Below are 16,836 nucleotides of genomic sequence, written 5' to 3' on the forward strand. Positions count from 1 at the left end.
CACCATTATTACAGGCTGAGGGCTTTGAAGGGCTTCCAGAAGCTTTCCGGTTGAGTGCCTACTGTACGCGCTGGATGCGTCGGCTTCTCCTCGGCAAGGACATTTTCTGATGACCTCCCCAACCGCGATCCTGTTCATTTTTCATTCTCTACCCTAGCTTGCTCGCAAGGGGGGGAGCATGCCACGCGAATCATTCCTGAAGCCGGTCCGCTTGAAGCTTGCGCAGCGCGCAGCCTACCGCTGCGCGTTCCCAGGGTGCAACCGTCTCACCATTGGCCCCGGCGAGACAGCTGACGAAGTTGAGGACACCGGCAAAGCTGCGCATATTTACGCTGCGTCTGAATTAGGTCCGCGTGGTCAGGGAACGCTGACACCCGCTCAGCTCAGGGCAATTACCAACGGCATCTGGATGTGCGGCCATCACGCCGATTTGATCGATAAGAATACCGGCAAGCGCTACCCCGTGGCTGTGCTGAAAAGCTGGAAAGCGCTTCACGAATACCGCACCGCCTATGAGCATAGCGGGCGTGCGACCGCCTTTGGCTTTGTGCGCTCGATGACAATAGACGCCTCGCCGCTGTTCGCACCTGTGACGGTCGCGTTCGGCAAGACTACGTTCCTTATTGGGCTGAATAAGAGCGGGAAGACCGCGTTACTTGATTGGCTGTCCGTACTCGACAGCCCTCGCAGACTCTCGCGCTGGATGAAGCCGCGCCCGCTTCACTTCAGCCTCTTGTTCGACGCACCGGGCGAGCACAAGCTTGAATGCGACACTGGTAATGAGACGGTGCGGTTCGACCTTGATGGGCACCGGGTCGCGTTTAACCATCACCGCATTGCGATCACCACCCTGACTAAGCGCCGCGATCACCAATCGCAGGACGATCTCACTAATATTATGAATCTACTGCATCTCGACGAGATTAGTGTTCGCTCGCTCGCCGCGTTGATCCATAGCGACACGATGTACTTGCGGGCGGCGCGGTTCGAGAGCGAGGCCGATGATGACGGCGAGGTTCGTGAAGTTCTGCATTGCACACTTCAGTCGGGAGAAGAGATGCCGTTTGGCATTTTGTCCGGCGGTGAACAGGGCCGTGTCATCATGGAATTCGCGATCGCCCATATGGCTAGCATAGCCTCTGTCGCACCCGCGATGCTGGTCGTCGAACGTCAAAGTCTCGGGATCGATTCTGCTGGGTTCGCTCTTTATCTCAATTACTTCTCAAGTGGCGAATGCCAGTTCCAGACCGTGGTCACGCAGTTTACGATCACCGATGACATCAAAGGCTTGGGCTGGCAGGTCTATCAGCTGACCGCTCCCAATCCCACTACGCCGGGCACAATTGAAGCCGTGCTGCCGAGCTAAAGCTGTTCGTCGGCGATCGTCTTGGCGGCTTAACGAGCCCAAGCTCGACCCAATTAAGGCCCAGTCAGGTCACCGATCATGCTTTGGCCTTAGTCGCCAGTTGCGACCAGCCGAACGTCCTTTCGATCCGTTACTTTTCCAAGTCAACGCAATGCCTTATTCACCATCCAACTGGGCCCAGCGCGGGTCAGGGGTGATTCTAAGCTGAAAGTGCCTCCAGAAGCACTAATTTGCCTTCCTTTGCGGAAGTGCCTTTCAGCTTATCTTTTTGATTTTCTGAAGGAAAGTGGTGGTGCCGCTTAGGTGATTCGAACACCTGACCCCATCATTACGAATGATGTGCTCTACCGACTGAGCTAAAGCGGCATGTCATGCAGGCAGTTGAAACCGCTGCGGACAGGTGAGGCCCCTTAGCTGCGGTTTTCGGGTGTTGCAATCGGGATTGTGATGAGGCGCTGTTCGCGGGATGGCTGGACGGCGGCGGGCGTGGCATAGGGTGGCGATGGAATGCGGAGCTGACCCGACGCCTGACCCGATAATTGCCGGCGCGCTGGCGGTGGCGGCTTGCCGCAGCAGCTATGATGGCGCGCTGGCGGAGGAAACGCGGGCGATTCCGATCGAGATGCCGGTGGCGATCGAGCTTAACGGCGTGGCCTATGCGGTGATGATGGCCAGCCCCGGCGATCTTGAGGATTTCGTCACCGGCTTCCTGCTGGCCGAGGGCCTTGCCGAGGCGGGCGAGATCGGGGAGATCGTGCTGCACCCTGCCGATGGCGGCGCAGGCCTTGTCGCGCGGACCAACCTGCCCGCGCACCGCATCGCGCCGGTCATGGAGCGGGCGCGGCGGCGGCTGGGGGACAGTTCCTGCGGGATATGCGGACTGGAAAGCATCGACATGGCGCTGCGGCCTCTGACGTCGCTTGAGCCCGCTACCCTGCCCGAGCCTCAGGCGGTAGCGCATGCGCTGCGCGCCGTGCGAGATGCGCAAGTGCTGGGCCGCGCCACCGGGGCGACGCATGCGGCTGGGTTCTGCTTGCCTGATGGCGCTCTGCTGGTGCTGCGCGAGGATGTCGGCCGGCACAACGCGCTCGACAAAGTGATCGGTGCCCTGGCGCGCAACGGGCAGTCAGCTGCGGAGGGGTTTCTCGTGGTCACCTCTCGCGCGTCCTACGAGCTGGTTGAAAAGGCGGTGCGGGCGCGTTGCCCGCTGCTGGTGGCGATCTCCGCGCCGACCTCGCTCGCGGTCGAGCGGGCGCGTGCGGCAGGGTTGGCGCTTGCAGTGATCGCGCGTGACGATTCGATGCTGTGGGTCAGCGGGCCGGCGCTTGATACTTAACCCGGCAGAGCCTCGAAACGGAAGTCGCGGAAAACGGCCTCGCCCGGACCGGCCGAATAGAGCCCCGGACGCAGCATCAGGAAACCACCGCGTACGTTGTGGTGATAGCCCGAGACTTCCATGCCGCGATCGAACCGCTGCCAGGTTTGCCCGCCATCGCCGCTGGTGTGGTAGGAAACGATGTGCTGGCGGTTGGTGACGCGAAGCCGCATCCGCCGCCCGTGCGGATTGGCGGGGCGGCCGCGTTCGATGCCGTACTGGTGGGTGACAAAGCGCTTTTCGTCGAAACCCAGGCCGGCGTAGAGCTTGTCGTCGTAGAACAGCACCAGCCCAGCCGTACCGCCGGGTGCGATCTCGATATCGCATTCGAAGCGGTAAGAGGTGTCGCCGGCGATGAGCAGTAAGGGCGAGCCGCTGGAGGGCGCGGCGCCCTTGCCGGCGAAGTGCAGCGCGCCGCCATCGACGCGCAGACGCTTGGCCTCGTCTGGCGCAGGACGGAAGAACGACCATTTCGAGCCGAGCGCCAGCGGGGCGGAAAAATCGTCCGACAGGGCCATGCCGTGGCGCAGCGCGGTGCCGCCCCGGGGCTTGCGTATCGGACGTGACAAATCCCCGCCGGTCATGCGGAACCAGCCGTCTTTCGTCCATTCGACCGGATCGAGCAGGCACTGGCGGCCAAGCGTCCAGTAGCCGTTCTCGAACCCATGGTAGAGCGACCACCACGAGCCATCGGGCGCTTCGATCAGGCTGGCGTGGCCGCGCGACCACCAAGCCTCGCCCACGCTTTTGGTGCGCACCAGCGGGTTACCGGGGTGCTGCTCCCACGGCCCGTGGATCGAGCGCGAGCGCGCGGCGATGACCATGTGGCCGGTGGGCGGGCCGGCCGTGCCGCCGACGGCGGTGATCATGTAGAACCAGCCGCCATGGAAGTGGATCTTCGGACCTTCGGGGCTGAAACCCTCGACGTCCCAGGTGTCAGGATAGCGCCAAGGATCGTAGACGTGCTCCACCTTGCCGGCGAGGCTGAGGCCGTCATCGGAGAGGCGCACCCGGTCGCCGCCCGAGAGGAACAGCCAGCGCGAGCCGTCCTCGCCCACCGCGTGGCAAGGGTCGATGTGATTGTGCAGGCCGAGCGGCACCGGATCGCTCCAGGGGCCGTCGATGTGATCGGCCCAGATCACGTAGATGTCGTTGGGGCTAGCCTTGACCGGGATGTAGAGGAAATAGCGGCCCTTGTGCTTCTCAAGGCTGACCGCCCAGACCGAGCCGATGTTGCGGGTGAGCGCGGCTTTGCGCGGCTGCCAGTTCACCAGATCGCGGCTGTGCCAGATCGTCAGCCCCGGATAGGAATCGAAGCTGGAAAAGGTCAGGTAATAGTCTGTGCCGTCCTTGAGGACCGCCGGATCGGGCCGGTCGCCGGAGATTACCGGGTTGCGGAAGGTGCCGTTGCCGAGATCGGGGATGCGCTGGTTCTCGTAACCCCTGCCCCACTTGTCGCGCGGGGCGGCAGCAAGGGTGGCGGGGGCGTTCAGCGCCAGCGCGCTGAGCCCGGCGAGCTTTATCGCGTCGCGGCGGTCAAAGGTCATCCCAGCCCCGTGCTTCGTGCCCAGGCGCGCCACAGGTCGGGCCAGACTTCGACCGGCTTGCCGACGGCGCGGCGCAGGCCAAATCCGTGGCCGCCTTGCTCGAACAGGTGCGTTTCCACCGGCACCTTGCGCGCCTTCAGCGCGGCACGCATACGCAGCGTGTTCTCCACCGGCACGACAAGGTCATCCTCGGCATGTAGCAGGAAGTGCGGCGGGGCATCGGCGGGCACGATCTGGTCAGGCGACCACGCGGCCTCTCGCCCGGGCGAGGGATTTTCGCCCAGCAGCAGGCGGCGCGAACCGGCGTGGGCGATGGCCGGGTCCATCGAGACCACCGGATAGATTGGCGCGGCGCAAAACGGCCTTGCCGAGAGCTTGTCCGCTGCGTCGACCGGCGGGTACACCGGCACGGCAAAGCGTGTCGAAAGGCTGGCGCAGACGTGGCCACCGGCGGAAAAGCCCATGGCGGCGACGCGCTCGGGATCGATGGCATAGTCCGTCGCGCGGTCGCGGATCAGGCGCATGGCGCGCTGGGCGTCGATCAGCGGGGTGTCGGCGCCGCTGGTCCAGCCTTCACCGGGCAGGCGGTAGAACAGGACGAAGGCGGTGAATCCGCGCGCGGCCAGCCAGCGCGCCATTTCGTAGCCTTCCTTGTCCACCACGACGAGCCGGTAACCGCCGCCCGGGGTGATCAGCACGGCCGCTCCGTTCGGCTTTTCGGGCCGGAATACCACCATGCGCGGTCGGGCAATGCCGGTGACCGCGCGATCGCCATATGTCGGGTCGGTGGAGCGTTCCTCGACCTTTTCGACCGGCAGAGTTGCGGGCGCATCGGGCACACCCTTGGGCCAGAGGTCGATTGTCTGGACCGGATCCGGCAGCTTCGGAGGCGCGACCTTTGCGGCAGCGGGCGGAGGCGTCTGCGCCCCCGCCCGCTGCGCGATGATCCCGGCGGCCAGTGTCCCGACGATGAGTGACCTGCGGTCTGTGCCCATGTCGATAAACTGCCCTCAAACGCCGCCGTTATGCAAGTTCTGCCGATTACAGCTTGAGCCGCGCGCCAACCAGGAGCGTCCGGCCGAAGTGGTTGTTCTCGTAATTGCGGTCCGCATCGAAATCGGTGAAGCGGTAGCGATAGGTGTCGAGCAGGTTGTTGCCTTCCACCGAAACCTCCAGCCATTCGGTCAGCTTGTAGCGGATCGAGGCATCAAGGTTGGTGGTCGCGCCATAGCCTTCCAGCAGGTTGCCGGTGCCGCTGGCGCCTTCGTGGTAACGGCCGCGATAGCTGACCATGACACGCGCGCTGAACTTGCCGTCATCGTAGTACAGCGTGCCGTTGTAGGCCTGCTTGGATACGTTGCCGAGCGTGTTCACCACGGTGACGTTGGTCAGCCCGCCGCCGGGCACAGTGGCCGGACCTTGCAGGTTGAACGAGGCATCGGACTGGATGAAGGTGGCATTGGCGATCACGCCGAAGTTGCCGAGAATGCCATCAGCGAAGGCATTGAACGGCACCTGAGCGGCGAATTCCCAGCCCTTCAGCGTCGCGCCCGAACCGTTGACCGTGGTCACCAGAGTCCAGATCGGCTGGCTGAGCTGCGCCGGGTTAAGCGCCGCCGGCGAGGACGGGTTGAGCACCGATACCGGCAGGCCCGTCTGGGTAAAGGTGGCGCCGGTCACCGAAGCGGACTGGGTGAAGGTGTGGACCTTCTTGTGGAACCAGGCGGCCGAGAGCACTCCGCCCGGAGCGAAATACCATTCCAGAGCCAGGTCGAGGTTGGTGGCGCGGTAGGGTTCGAGGAACGGGTTGCCGCTGGTTACGCGGTAGTTGAACCCGTCAGCCGAACCGCCCGGGGTCAGCGATCCGAGCGACGGACGGGTCATCACGTCGGCAATCGCCGCGCGGATGATCACGTCGTCGTGCGGGAATACGGCAAGGTTTGCCGAGGGCAGCCAATCGTCATAGCTGCGCTCAACCTTCGCGGTCACGCCGCTGACGAGGCCATAGGACGCCTGTTCGGTCTTGGCATAGCGGACGCCGGCATTCAGCGCATAGCGCATACCCAGCAACTCGCCATTGGCATCAACCTGGAAGTAGGCACCCTTGGTCGTTTCCTGAACGCCGCGATTGTTGCCGGCATCGACTGCCAGCGGGCGGTTGTAGAGGCCAGTGAAGGCTGCTGCTGCCGGCAGGTTCGGGATCAGCCACGAATTGGTGTTCCCCGCAGGCTGGCCTGCATCGCCCATGGTGAACAGCTGCGACAGGGCCGCCGTGGCCGGGAAACCGTAAACCGCAGTCGGCCCGAACAGGCTGGAGGCCGAACAGGTGATCGTGCCCGAAGTGCTGGTGACAAGGCTGGTGCCGCCGTTGCCGCAGACTGCGGTATCGCGGGTGAACGACACGACATCGAAGTTGTAGCGCCGCCACACCGCGCCCAGCTTCAGCTTGAAGCCTTCAGTGACGTCGAATTCGGTGCGCAATTGTATCGTCTTGAACGTGTTTTCGACGCTCGAGGGACGATCGCGAATTTCGGCGAGCTGGAAGTTGGCCGGATCGGTCACGCTGGTGCCGAAGGTCAGCTTCGGATGGGCCATGTCGGTATAGTCGTACGAATAGCCCTGGGCATCGCGGTCATCGAAGATGATCGTCGTTTCAACCGGGATGTCAGCAGTCGACTTCGAAAAGCCGCCCAGCAGGGTGAAGCGGAAGCGGTCGCCGATTTCCTGATCCCAGGTGCCGCCCAGCTGGTAAAATTCTGTCGTGCTTTCGCGGCGATAGGCCTCGGTGCGGACCCAGGCGTCATTGAGCGTCGCCGAGATCATGTTGTTGTTGGCATCGTAGACGGGGTTCACCACATCGATCGAACGTTCGTTCGAACGCAGCAGAACTTCGCCCCACGATTCGCTGCGAACCGCATCGAACTTCGAATAGAGCCCGTCGAGCGAGATCTTGGTCGCTTCAGTCGGCGAGAACTGGATCGAGCCGGTCAGGCCCAGGCGTTCGCGGTCATGCGCAACTTCACCGTAGCGCGGGATGCGCGGGTGGAACGCGAGCGCGGCCTTGTCGCAGGCAGCCACGCGGCCGGCGGTATAGGTGCCGCCGGTGTTGGCCACGCCGGTCAGGTTCGTTGCGCTGGTGGTGAAGCACGGCGCACCGTTGACCGAGTCAAAGCGCGCCTGCGCCCAGCGCACGGAGTTGTTGCCAAGCTCGAGCGTCTTGGTCTTCGAATAGGCGGCCGAGACTGCCACGCCGAAAGTACCGGCATCATTGCGCCAGCTGAGCATTCCTGCGGCGCGCGGACCGATGGTGTCCGACAGGTCGTTGTACGAACCGACCAGCGAGAGCGCGCCGCTGAGGCCCGACTTGCCCTTCAGCGGGTTGCCGGTGTTGAGATCGACCACCGCACCAAGCGAGCCTTCATCGAGGCTGGCTTCGGCAGTCTTGTGGACGACCAGGCTGGAGAACAGTTCCGAGGCGAAGACGTTGAAGTCGAACGCGCGGTCGCGGTTGGCACTGGCACCGTCGACCGAGGTGGCGATCGTTTCCATGCCGTTGACGCGGACGCGGGTGAACTGGCTGGACAGGCCGCGCACGGTGATCGAGCGGCCTTCGCCGCCATCGCGCGAGATCGAGATGCCGGGGATGCGCTGCAGCGATTCGGCGAGGTTCTGATCGGGGAACTTGGCAATGTCTTCCGCCACGATGGCATCGACCGCGCCGACCGAAGTCTTCTTGACGTTGAGTGCGGCTTCAAGGCTCTGGCGGAAGCCGGTGACGACGATGACATCGCCTTCGGGCTCTTCAGCTTCCTGCGGCTGTTCAGCCTGGGCATAAGCCACCTGCGGCAAAGCCAGGGCAGTACCCACGGCAAGCGCCAGCTTGAACAGGGCGACGTTTGAAACTGACTTGCGCATGGCTCACTCCCTCTTGCCGCTTACCGGCGGCCTTATGAACGCTCCGCCGGATGGCGGTCATGTCGCCGCCGGACGACGGCAATGATACCGGTGTCAAAAGGGAGGAAGGCGAATGGCGGAAAGCTCCCGCGCGTTGCCCCGCAATCCTTCAGACACTCCAACTCCCCAATGCGAAAAGGCCTTGCTGCCCCTTCGCAAACCCGGCATGGTAACCGGTGTCATTCATGTGTTGCCGGAAATGACTGGCGCTGTCAAGAAGAGGCATGGGAGAAGAATCGATGAGCCGGACTATGTTGCGAATTTGCCTCGCCATGACTTTGGGACTCGCTGGCGCGCCGCTTACCGTGCCCGCCGCCTTCGCGCAGTCCGCGCCCATTGCCCACCCCGCCGATCCCACGCGCGGCGGCGCAGGCGGCCGCATCATCCGCGTCACCAGCCTCGCCAAGCAGGGTCCCGGCTCGCTGGCCGAGGCGGTCAATGCCAAGGGGCCGCGCATCGTCGTGTTCGAGGTATCTGGCGCCATCGACCTTGGCCGCGATACGTTATCGATCACTGAGCCATATCTCACAATCGCCGGCCAGACCGCGCCCAGCCCCGGCGTAACAATCATCCGCGGCGGGATCGACCTCAAGACGCACGACGTCATCATCAGCCACATGCGCGTGATGACGGGTGCGGACGGACAGGCGAAGCGTTCGGGCTGGGAAGCCGATGCCTTTTCTTCTGTAGCCGCGCACAACGTGGTGATCGAGCACAACTCCTTCCTGTGGGCGCTGGACGAGAACATGTCCGCATCCGGCCCGCGCTTCACCGGCAGGACCGTGGCGGAATGGCGCAAGGGCACCAGCCACAACATCGTCTTCCGCGAAAATCTCGCCGCTGAAGGCCTCGCCGATTCCAGCCACCCCAAGGGCGAACATTCCAAAGGCTCGCTGATCCACGACAATGCCACCGGCATCGTTTTCTACCGCAATGTCTGGGCGCACAATGTCGAGCGTGCGCCGCTGCTCAAGGGCGGCGTGCAGGCGCTGATGATCAACAACCTGATATACAACCCGCAGCACCGCGCGGTGCATTACAACCTGATGAATCTAGAATGGACCGGCCAGCCCTATGTCACCGGCGAATTGACTGCCGTGGGCAACGTGATGCGCGCCGGCAATGACACCGATGAAGGCCTGCCCTTCCTGATGCTCGGCGGCGATGGCGACCTGGCCTATTACGGACGCGACAACCGCGCGGTTGACCGCCACGGCAAGCCGCTGCCCCAGTTCGGTCGTTATGGTGAAACGAAGGCGCGGTTGCTGCCTGCCAAGGCCCCGCTGGCAGCGATTGGCGGTTATAGAGTGCTGCCTTCGGGCGATGTAGAGACGAGCGTGCTCGCCAGCGCCGGCGCCCGCCCGTGGGACCGCGCGCCGGACGATATCCGGGTGCTGTTCTTCATCGCCGAGGGACGCGGCGAGGTGATCGACGACGAACATGAGGTCGGCCCCGGCTATCCGGCGATCAAGGAAAACCGCGCGCCTTTCGTCGAGGCGGATTGGGACCTCGCCACGATGAAACCGAAGTCCGGCCGCTACCCCGGACAGAAGGCCGGCGCGCAGGAAACGCTGAGTCCGCGTGACGCCGCCTCACGCCAGGGAACGGGCAAGTGAGCCTTGCCCTCGCACTGGTCGTTCTCACGTCGGCACCGCCAATGGTGGTGATCGACGAGAAGACCACGCGCCGCGAGGAAGCGCCGCCCCACGGCGCGATCGGCATGAGCACGGCCTATCGTATTTCCGACGCCGTCCCCGCCCCGCGCGCCATGGAATTCCGCCGCCGCGTGCTGCACAAGGGCGCGGCAATCGGCGAACATCCGATTGACCATGACGAGGTCTATTACGTCCTCTCGGGCGAAGGCGAAGTCCTGTCGGACGGCGTGCGCCGCAAGCTGACTGCAGGCATGGCGGCCTATCTCTACAAGGGCGCGAAAGTGGGCATCTGGCAAAAGGGCCGCAAGCCGCTGTCGCTGATCATCAGCTATCCCAACAACCGGAAATAGCGGTCAGCTCCCCGGCTGGATGTAGGGCACGCGGGCAAACAGTTCACGCTCCCACCGCCTCGGATCACTGATGACCCGACTGGTTGAATCAAACACCATCGTCTCGCGGCGCGGCACCGAATAGGGTGCCCAGCCCGGATTGCCGGTGCGGGCGAAGCGGACGAAAGCATCCATGATCCTGTCGCTCATCGCCTGCCGAGCGGGCGTCGGATCTTCGAACGTGCCGAAGGACAGGCCAATGTCGTCGGTGTGCTTGGCCTGTTCGAAATCGAGCTGGTAAACCCAGGTCTGCCGTACCCCGGCGCGGGCGCGGGCATCCGCTTCCTCGACCTGTCCGCGCCATGACCGGGCAGTCGTGGCAATGCGGTGGAACAGTTCGACCGGATCGGCCCCCGGATAGCGCGCACGGAACTGGGCAACGACCCAGTGCGGTTCGATATCGATCTTCATGGCCGGGGCGACCCGCTCGGCAAGGTTGGACCAGTCGAGCCCCCTTATCTCGCGGCTCCCCGGTCCCATGAACGCGCGCGTTTCCATCACCGTATTACCGAGCAGCATCGGGATGGCATTGCCCTGCGGTGCCGGATCGGGCCAGAACGGGTGGCGATGGAGGTGCTTCATATCGAGCACCGGCCCCATATAGACCCCGCCGCCAAGGATCGGGTCGGTGGCGGACAGTGCGGCGATGATCTGCTCGACCGGGGCGGTCGCCGGATCGGTGCCCAGCTTGGCGAGGAAGGCCTCGGCGCGCTTCTTCGCGTTGAGCGGACCGGAGGCGGTTACCTGCTGGCCGCTCATGGTGATCGCCTTGTGAAACAGGCCCTTCGCCTCGGGCATGGCCATCAAGGTCGCGATCTTAGCCCCGCCGCCGGACTGACCGAACAGCGTGACGTTCCCCGGATCACCGCCGAAGCTGGCGATGTTGCGCTGGACCCATTGCAGCGCGCAGATCAGGTCAAGCTGGCCATTGTTGCCGCTGCTGGGGAAGCGATCGGGCAGATAGAGGTAGCCTAGCGCATTGAGCCGGTGGTTGACCGTGACCACCACGACATCACCCCCCGCCGCCAGTTTCGCGCCGTGGTTCAGCGGGTCGGTGACCGAGCCCGAGGAATAGGCGCCGCCGTGGATGTAGACCATGACCGGGCGGGGCCGCCTGGCCTGGGTCGTCGGCGCCCACAGGTTGAGGAACAGGCAGTCCTCGCTTTGCGGTTGGTAGCCTTTTCCCTGCTGGGGACATACCGGGCCAAACTGGCTCAGACCATCGAGATCAGCCGTGCCAAACGGCACCGGCTGGGGCGGCTTGAACCGTTCCGCACGGCCATAGCGGATGCCAAGCAACGCCTTGACCGGCATTTTATGCTGCGCAGCAAAAACTGGCGTTGCTGCAGCATAAAGCGCCGCGCCGCCCGCCAGAACGGCGCGGCGGCTGAAGGCGTCAGCGGCGGACATCGCCCGCGCCGGCAGAAAAGCCATCAAGGTCCGCTGCGCCCACCAGGCACATGTCCCCCGGGATCGAATGTTTGAGCGCGGTGAGCGCCAGTCCGCCCTTGGCCATTGCCTGAACGTCTGCGCCATGCAGCCAGCGGTGCAGTACGCCGGCCGCAAAAGCATCGCCGGTGCCGATCCTGTCGACAATGCCGGTGACGTCAATCTCGCCGGTCTGGTGCGCGCTGTCTCGCGCGTCGACCCGCGCGGAAATCCGGTGGTGGTCGCTGGTGACGAGGTGCCGCGCAGTCGAGGCGATTAGTTGCAGCTTGGGGAAAGCAGCAAAGGCCGCCTCAGAGGCCTCGCGCCGCCGGTCCTCGCCATCGCCTGAAAAGGCCTTGCCGAGCAGCAGCGAAATGTCGCGGTGGTTGCCGATGAGGATAGTCGCATCGCTGACCAGATCGCGAAGCACGTCGCCGGGGTTCGAATCCCATGCCGACCACAGCTGACCCCGGTAATTTCCGTCAAAGCAGATCGGCACGTCTGCTGCCATGGCCGCCGCATTGGCAGCCTTGGCCAGCGCGACGCCTTTCGGCCCCAGTGCAGGGGTGATGCCCCCTGTGTGCAGCAGGCTTGCACCGGCGAGCGCTCCAGCAAAATCGATAGCCGCCGGGTCCGCCTCGGCAAAGGCGCTCCCGGCGCGGTCATAGGTGATCGCCGAGGGGCGCGGGCCAGCGCCGGCTTCCATGAAATAGAGCCCCATGCGTCCCCAAGCGCGGGCAAGGAAGCGCGTATCCACCCCCGCCCCGCGTAGCGCGCTGACGGCCTTGGTGCCCAGCGCATTGTCCGTCACCAGCCCGGAAAACCGCACATCATGCCCGAGCGAAGCCAGCGCGGCCGCGACATTCGCTTCCGCCCCGCCGACGATAAGGTCGAGGCTGGTCGCCTGAACCATGAGCTGAGCCCCCGGCGGAGTGAGCCGGATCAAAAGTTCGCCGAAGCAGGTGACGGTTTTGGTCATGCCAATCAGTTAGCGTGCCAACCAGCCGCCGTCGACTGCCATGATATGGCCGGTGACATAGTCCGAAGCGGGTGAGGCAAGGAACACCGCCGCCCCGGCAATATCCTCTGCGCGGCCCCAGCGACCGGCGGGGATGCGCTCCAGAATCTGGCGGTTGCGGGTTTCATCCTCGCGCAGGGCCGTGGTGTTGTTGGTGGAGATATAGCCCGGCGCGATGGCGTTGACCTGCACGCCCTTGGGCGCAAGTTCGTTGGCCATGGCCTTGGTCACGCCGCCGACGCCCGACTTGGCCGCCGCATAGCTCGGCACGCGGACGCCGCCCTGAAAGGTGAGCAGGCTGGCGATGTTGATGATCTTGCCCGACCCGCGCTCCGCCATGTGGCGCGCTGCCGCCTGGCTGAGGAAGAACAGCGTCTTGAGGTTGGTGTCGATCACCGCGTCCCAGTCCGCTTCGGAGAACTGGAGCAGGTCATCGCGGCGGATAATCCCGGCGTTGTTGACCAGCACGTCGAGCCGCCCGAGCCCAGCCAGAGCTTCATCGATAACGCGCTGGACGGGCTCGATCGAAGACAGATCAGCCTTGATGTTCACCGCCTTGCGCCCGGTCGCCGCGATCGCGCGGAGCGTCTCGGTCGGTTCGCTACGACCGGCGATGGCAACGTCCGCCCCTGCCTCTGCCAGGGCCACGGCAATGGCCTGCCCGATGCCGGTATTGGCCCCGGTCACCAGCGCCGCCTTGCCTTCGAGGCTGAACGAGATCGCCACGATCAGAGCGCCTTGAGGTAGTCGGCGATGGCCTGATCGGTAGCATTGGGGTAGAACAGGTCAGCGAACTTTTCGCCAGCGATCGTCGCCTTGAGCAGGTCCTGATCGACCGTCTTGAGCACCGTCAGCATATCGCGGCACGAGGCCGACTTGAGGTCCTTCAGGATGCCGCGGTTCTTGGCCATGATCGCGGCGCGTTCCTTGGGGTATCCGACCCCGCCCTCGTTCTCGAAGATCTTGCGGTAGCAGTCCTGCAGGTTGAGTTCCGCTGCCCAGCCGAAGCCCTTGGCATAGGGCATCGAAATCGCGTTGCCGTCATTGATCTGGCTGAACAGGAAGGCATCGGTCGGATCGATCACCAGACCGCAGAACACGCCCGGCATCGCGTTCGCCGCGAGCATCGATCCCATGCCCGTGCCGCAGCCGGTGACGACGAAATCGGCCGCGCCCGAATTGAGCAGGATGCCGGTGAGCAGCCCGTTCATCACATAGGTCAGCGAGACGGAATCCTCGGCCGTGTACATGCCATAGTTGAACACCTGGTGGCCCAGCGGCTCGGCCACGCTGGTCAGCGCATCGTGGATGATGGCGTTCTTGGCGGCCTGGCTGTTTTCAATGATCAGGGCGATCTTCATGGAGTCATTCTTTCGTGCTGGAACTACGTTTGGCCCGCTCTAGGTAACCGGTGTCATAGCCAAAGGCAAGCTCAGACCTACCGGGGGGCTACAGATGCGCGGGCGATGAAGTCGGTCGGAAACAGCGACTGTTCGCCCGATGCCGCCTCCGGGTCGATCAGCTTGAGCGCGGCGGAGCGGGCCATTGTGCGGATCGGCCAGCGCACCGTGGTCAGCGGCGGCCAGATGGCAGTGGCGATGGCCGTATCATCGAAGCCGACGATCGACAGGTCCTGCGGCACGTCGAGCCCCCGGCCGCGCGCGGCGTGAAGCACCCCGGCGGCCATCACGTCATTGCTGGCGAAGATCGCGCTGGGCGGCTCGGCAGCGTCGATCAGCTTGCCGCCAGCTTCACGCCCGGTTTCGAAGGTATAGTTGCCGCGTGCCATCAGGTCGGGCCCGTGCGGCAGGCCCGCGGCCTCCATGGCATCGTGCCAGCCCAGCTCGCGTTCGGCGGCTGAGCGGAAGCCGTCCGGCCCCTGCACCAGCCCGATGCGGGTATGCCCCTGCGCGACGAGGTAGGCCACCGCATCGCGCACCGCTTGCCGGTCGTTCGACTGCACCAGATGCGCGGCATCGTCGAGCGGGGCGGAACCCATGCGCACGTAATTGCAGCCAAGCTCGCGGAACAGGGCAGCCAGCGCATCATTCTCCGAAAGCGGCGGCAGGATCATCACGCCGTACAGTCGCTGCTGTTCGATGAATTTACGGATATCGTCGAACAGGCTGGGGCTGTGGCGATCGACCGGGCGGACAACCAGCGCGAATTCGGTGCCCTGGATGGCATCGAGAACGCCCTCCTGAAAGTTCAGCACCATCTGCGCGTTGGGGTTGTCGTGGATCAGCCCGAGCAGGAAATTGCGCCGCAGCGCCAGCGCGCGGGCTTGCGGGTTGGGCACATAGGCCAGCTCGGCAATCACCGCCTCGACCTTTTCGCGCGTCGCCTGATTGAGCAGCGGCGAACGGTTGATCACGCGGCTGACGGTCTTCTTCGACACGCCGGCAATGCGGGCAACATCGTTGATCGTCGGTTGTCCCGTACTCTTCACCCAGTGCCCCTGTCGGTCCTCTCGCGGTGCGCCCGATTGCCCCGCATGGCGCGGTCTTATCGACTTTCCTTGCCTTGCGGAAGGGCAAGAGGCACATATTGACACCGGTTTCCCAAATTGCAGCAGGCTGATGACGATTCTTACATTCCCGCCCGGCAGCGCCTTGCGTGTCCACCCCGACGATTCGGTCGCCGTCGCGCTGCGTCCGCTGGCGGCGGGCGAGCATGCCGGTGTTCTGCTTCGCGAGGCGATCGACCAAGGTCACAAGCTCGCTCTGCGCGCCCATGCGGCGGGGGATGTCGTCACCAAGTACGGCTTGCCCATTGGCGTGGCGACGCAGGACATTGCTCCGGGCGAGCATGTCCATAGCCACAATCTGGCGACGGCTTTGGCTGGCGAACTTGAGTATAGCGAGGGGCTGAATCTGGCGCTCAAACCCGCACCAGCCGCGCAGCAGCTTCAATGGCAAGGCTATCTGCGCGCCGATGGCCTCGCCGCAACGCGCAACGAAGTGTGGATCCTGCCCACCGTCGGCTGCGTCGGCCTCACCGCCGAACAGGTCGCGCGCGACGCCATGCAGCGCCACACCGGGCGGATCGGCGGCATCTACGCCTATGCCCACCCACACGGATGCTCGCAACTGGGCGATGATCTGGCCGGCACCCGCGCCGCACTCGCAGGGCTGGCAGCCAACCCCAACGCGGCGGGCGTGTTGCTCCTCGGCCTGGGCTGCGAGAGCAACCAGTTGGACCGCCTGCTCGAAGACGTGCCCGATGCGGCACGTGGCAAGGTGCGTATGTTATCCAGCCAGAGCGCGGGCGATGAACTGGCCGAGGCCGCGCGGCTGGTCGATGAGCTGGTCGAACAGGCGGCCACTGCGCGGCGGCAGGCCTTGCCGCTGTCAGCGCTGCGCGTGGGCCTGAAATGCGGCGGATCGGACGGGCTGTCCGGCCTTACCGCCAATCCGTTGCTCGGACGGCTGACCGACCGGCTCTGCGCAGCGGGCGGGACGGCGATCCTCACCGAAATTCCCGAGATTTTCGGGGCCGAACAGGCCTTGCTCGCCCGGTCGCGCGATGCCGCGACATTTGCCGCCGGGGCCGCCTTGGTGAACCGCTTCAAGCGCTATTACCTCGATCAAGGCCTACCGGTTTCGGAAAACCCCTCGCCCGGCAACCTTGCCGGCGGGATCACCACGCTGGAGGAGAAGTCGCTCGGCGCGGTGCAGAAGGCGGGGACGGCTACGCTGTGCAACGTGGCGAACTATGGAGCGCAGGCCCCGGACGGTGGTCTGACGCTGCTCGAAGCACCGGGGAACGACGCTGTATCTTCAACCGCGCTCGCAGCGGCGGGGGCAACCATGGTGCTGTTCACTACGGGGCGCGGCACACCGCTCGGCTTCCCCGTGCCAACGATCAAGGTCGCGTCGAATCGCACGCTGGCAGGTGCCAAGCCGCACTGGATCGACTTTGACGCATCGCGCGGGCTGGACGAAGGGACAGAGGCTGCGGACGCCGCCTTTCTCGATTGCCTGCTTGACCACGCGAGCGGCCAGCCAACCGCCGCGGAACGCGCCGGACAGCGCGCGATTGCCATCTGGAAACGCGGTGTCACGCTGTGATTTTCGCGCGGTGTCTTGCGTATGACACCGGTTT

13 protein-coding genes and 1 tRNA gene are annotated in these 16,836 nt (G+C 64.6%); 5 read left to right on the forward strand and 9 right to left on the reverse strand.

The window, feature by feature from the left end; genetic code table 11:
• The first annotated feature begins 178 nt into the window (after positions 1 to 178).
• On the forward strand, positions 179 to 1,366 hold the full coding sequence (locus WG900_RS16565; RefSeq protein WP_339968870.1) for a hypothetical protein: 1,188 nt from the start codon (positions 179 to 181) through the stop codon (positions 1,364 to 1,366).
• 290 nt (positions 1,367 to 1,656) lie between these two features.
• Here the strand turns inward: WG900_RS16565 and WG900_RS16570 are convergent.
• A tRNA-Thr gene (locus WG900_RS16570) sits at positions 1,657 to 1,732 on the reverse strand.
• Between the two features lie 136 nt (positions 1,733 to 1,868).
• Here WG900_RS16570 and fdhD point away from each other — a divergent pair.
• Entirely contained in the window at positions 1,869 to 2,702 is an 834-nt protein-coding gene (fdhD, locus tag WG900_RS16575; protein ID WP_339968872.1) for a formate dehydrogenase accessory sulfurtransferase FdhD, read from the forward strand.
• Here the strand turns inward: fdhD and WG900_RS16580 are convergent.
• From WG900_RS16580 to WG900_RS16590, 3 genes are read right to left on the reverse strand one after another with little or no spacing between them, the layout of a single operon-like run.
• Positions 2,699 to 4,288, reverse strand: a complete 1,590-nt coding sequence (locus WG900_RS16580; protein WP_339968874.1) for a family 43 glycosylhydrolase — start codon at positions 4,286 to 4,288, stop codon at positions 2,699 to 2,701. The genes fdhD and WG900_RS16580 overlap by 4 nt on opposite strands.
• Positions 4,285 to 5,283: an alpha/beta hydrolase gene (locus tag WG900_RS16585; protein WP_339968876.1), complete on the reverse strand. Its 999-nt coding sequence runs from the start codon at positions 5,281 to 5,283 to the stop codon at positions 4,285 to 4,287. The genes WG900_RS16580 and WG900_RS16585 overlap by 4 nt, the downstream gene beginning before the upstream one ends.
• Before the next feature lie 46 nt (positions 5,284 to 5,329).
• Positions 5,330 to 8,203, reverse strand: coding sequence for a TonB-dependent receptor (locus WG900_RS16590; RefSeq protein WP_339968878.1), 2,874 nt, complete (start codon positions 8,201 to 8,203; stop codon positions 5,330 to 5,332).
• Positions 8,204 to 8,514: 311 nt separating this feature from the next.
• On the opposite strand from WG900_RS16590, the gene WG900_RS16595 reads away from it, so the two are divergent.
• Together WG900_RS16595 and WG900_RS16600 are read left to right on the forward strand one after the other, a co-directional pair.
• Positions 8,515 to 9,858, forward strand: a complete 1,344-nt coding sequence (locus WG900_RS16595; protein ID WP_339968880.1) for a pectate lyase family protein — start codon at positions 8,515 to 8,517, stop codon at positions 9,856 to 9,858.
• Positions 9,855 to 10,247, forward strand: coding sequence for a cupin domain-containing protein (locus WG900_RS16600; protein ID WP_339968882.1), 393 nt, complete (start codon positions 9,855 to 9,857; stop codon positions 10,245 to 10,247). The genes WG900_RS16595 and WG900_RS16600 overlap by 4 nt, the downstream gene beginning before the upstream one ends.
• Positions 10,248 to 10,250: 3 nt before the next feature.
• On the opposite strand, the gene WG900_RS16605 is transcribed toward WG900_RS16600, so the two are convergent.
• The 5 genes from WG900_RS16605 to WG900_RS16625 form a co-directional block, all read right to left on the reverse strand.
• Positions 10,251 to 11,696: a carboxylesterase/lipase family protein gene (locus WG900_RS16605; RefSeq protein ID WP_339968887.1), complete on the reverse strand. Its 1,446-nt coding sequence runs from the start codon at positions 11,694 to 11,696 to the stop codon at positions 10,251 to 10,253.
• Positions 11,683 to 12,693, reverse strand: a complete 1,011-nt coding sequence (locus WG900_RS16610; RefSeq protein ID WP_339968889.1) for a sugar kinase — start codon at positions 12,691 to 12,693, stop codon at positions 11,683 to 11,685. Before WG900_RS16610 ends, WG900_RS16605 begins: the two co-directional genes overlap by 14 nt.
• A 9-nt stretch (positions 12,694 to 12,702) precedes the next feature.
• Positions 12,703 to 13,458: a 2-dehydro-3-deoxy-D-gluconate 5-dehydrogenase KduD gene (gene kduD, locus WG900_RS16615; protein ID WP_339968891.1), complete on the reverse strand. Its 756-nt coding sequence runs from the start codon at positions 13,456 to 13,458 to the stop codon at positions 12,703 to 12,705.
• A 2-nt stretch (positions 13,459 to 13,460) separates the two neighbouring features.
• Positions 13,461 to 14,093, reverse strand: coding sequence for an RpiB/LacA/LacB family sugar-phosphate isomerase (locus WG900_RS16620; RefSeq protein WP_339968893.1), 633 nt, complete (start codon positions 14,091 to 14,093; stop codon positions 13,461 to 13,463).
• 77 nt (positions 14,094 to 14,170) lie between these two features.
• Positions 14,171 to 15,181 carry a LacI family DNA-binding transcriptional regulator gene (locus WG900_RS16625; RefSeq protein WP_339968895.1) on the reverse strand — a complete coding sequence of 337 codons (1,011 nt, stop codon included), beginning with the start codon at positions 15,179 to 15,181 and terminating at the stop codon, positions 14,171 to 14,173.
• A 130-nt stretch (positions 15,182 to 15,311) separates the two neighbouring features.
• On the opposite strand from WG900_RS16625, the gene WG900_RS16630 reads away from it, so the two are divergent.
• A complete protein-coding gene (locus tag WG900_RS16630; RefSeq protein ID WP_339968897.1) occupies positions 15,312 to 16,802 on the forward strand; it encodes a UxaA family hydrolase in 1,491 nt (496 codons plus the stop codon).
• Positions 16,803 to 16,836 lie beyond the last annotated feature (34 nt).

Origin of the sequence: Novosphingobium aquae (assembly GCF_037572715.1) — a bacterium.
Taxonomy (GTDB): Bacteria; Pseudomonadota; Alphaproteobacteria; order Sphingomonadales; family Sphingomonadaceae; genus Novosphingobium; species Novosphingobium aquae.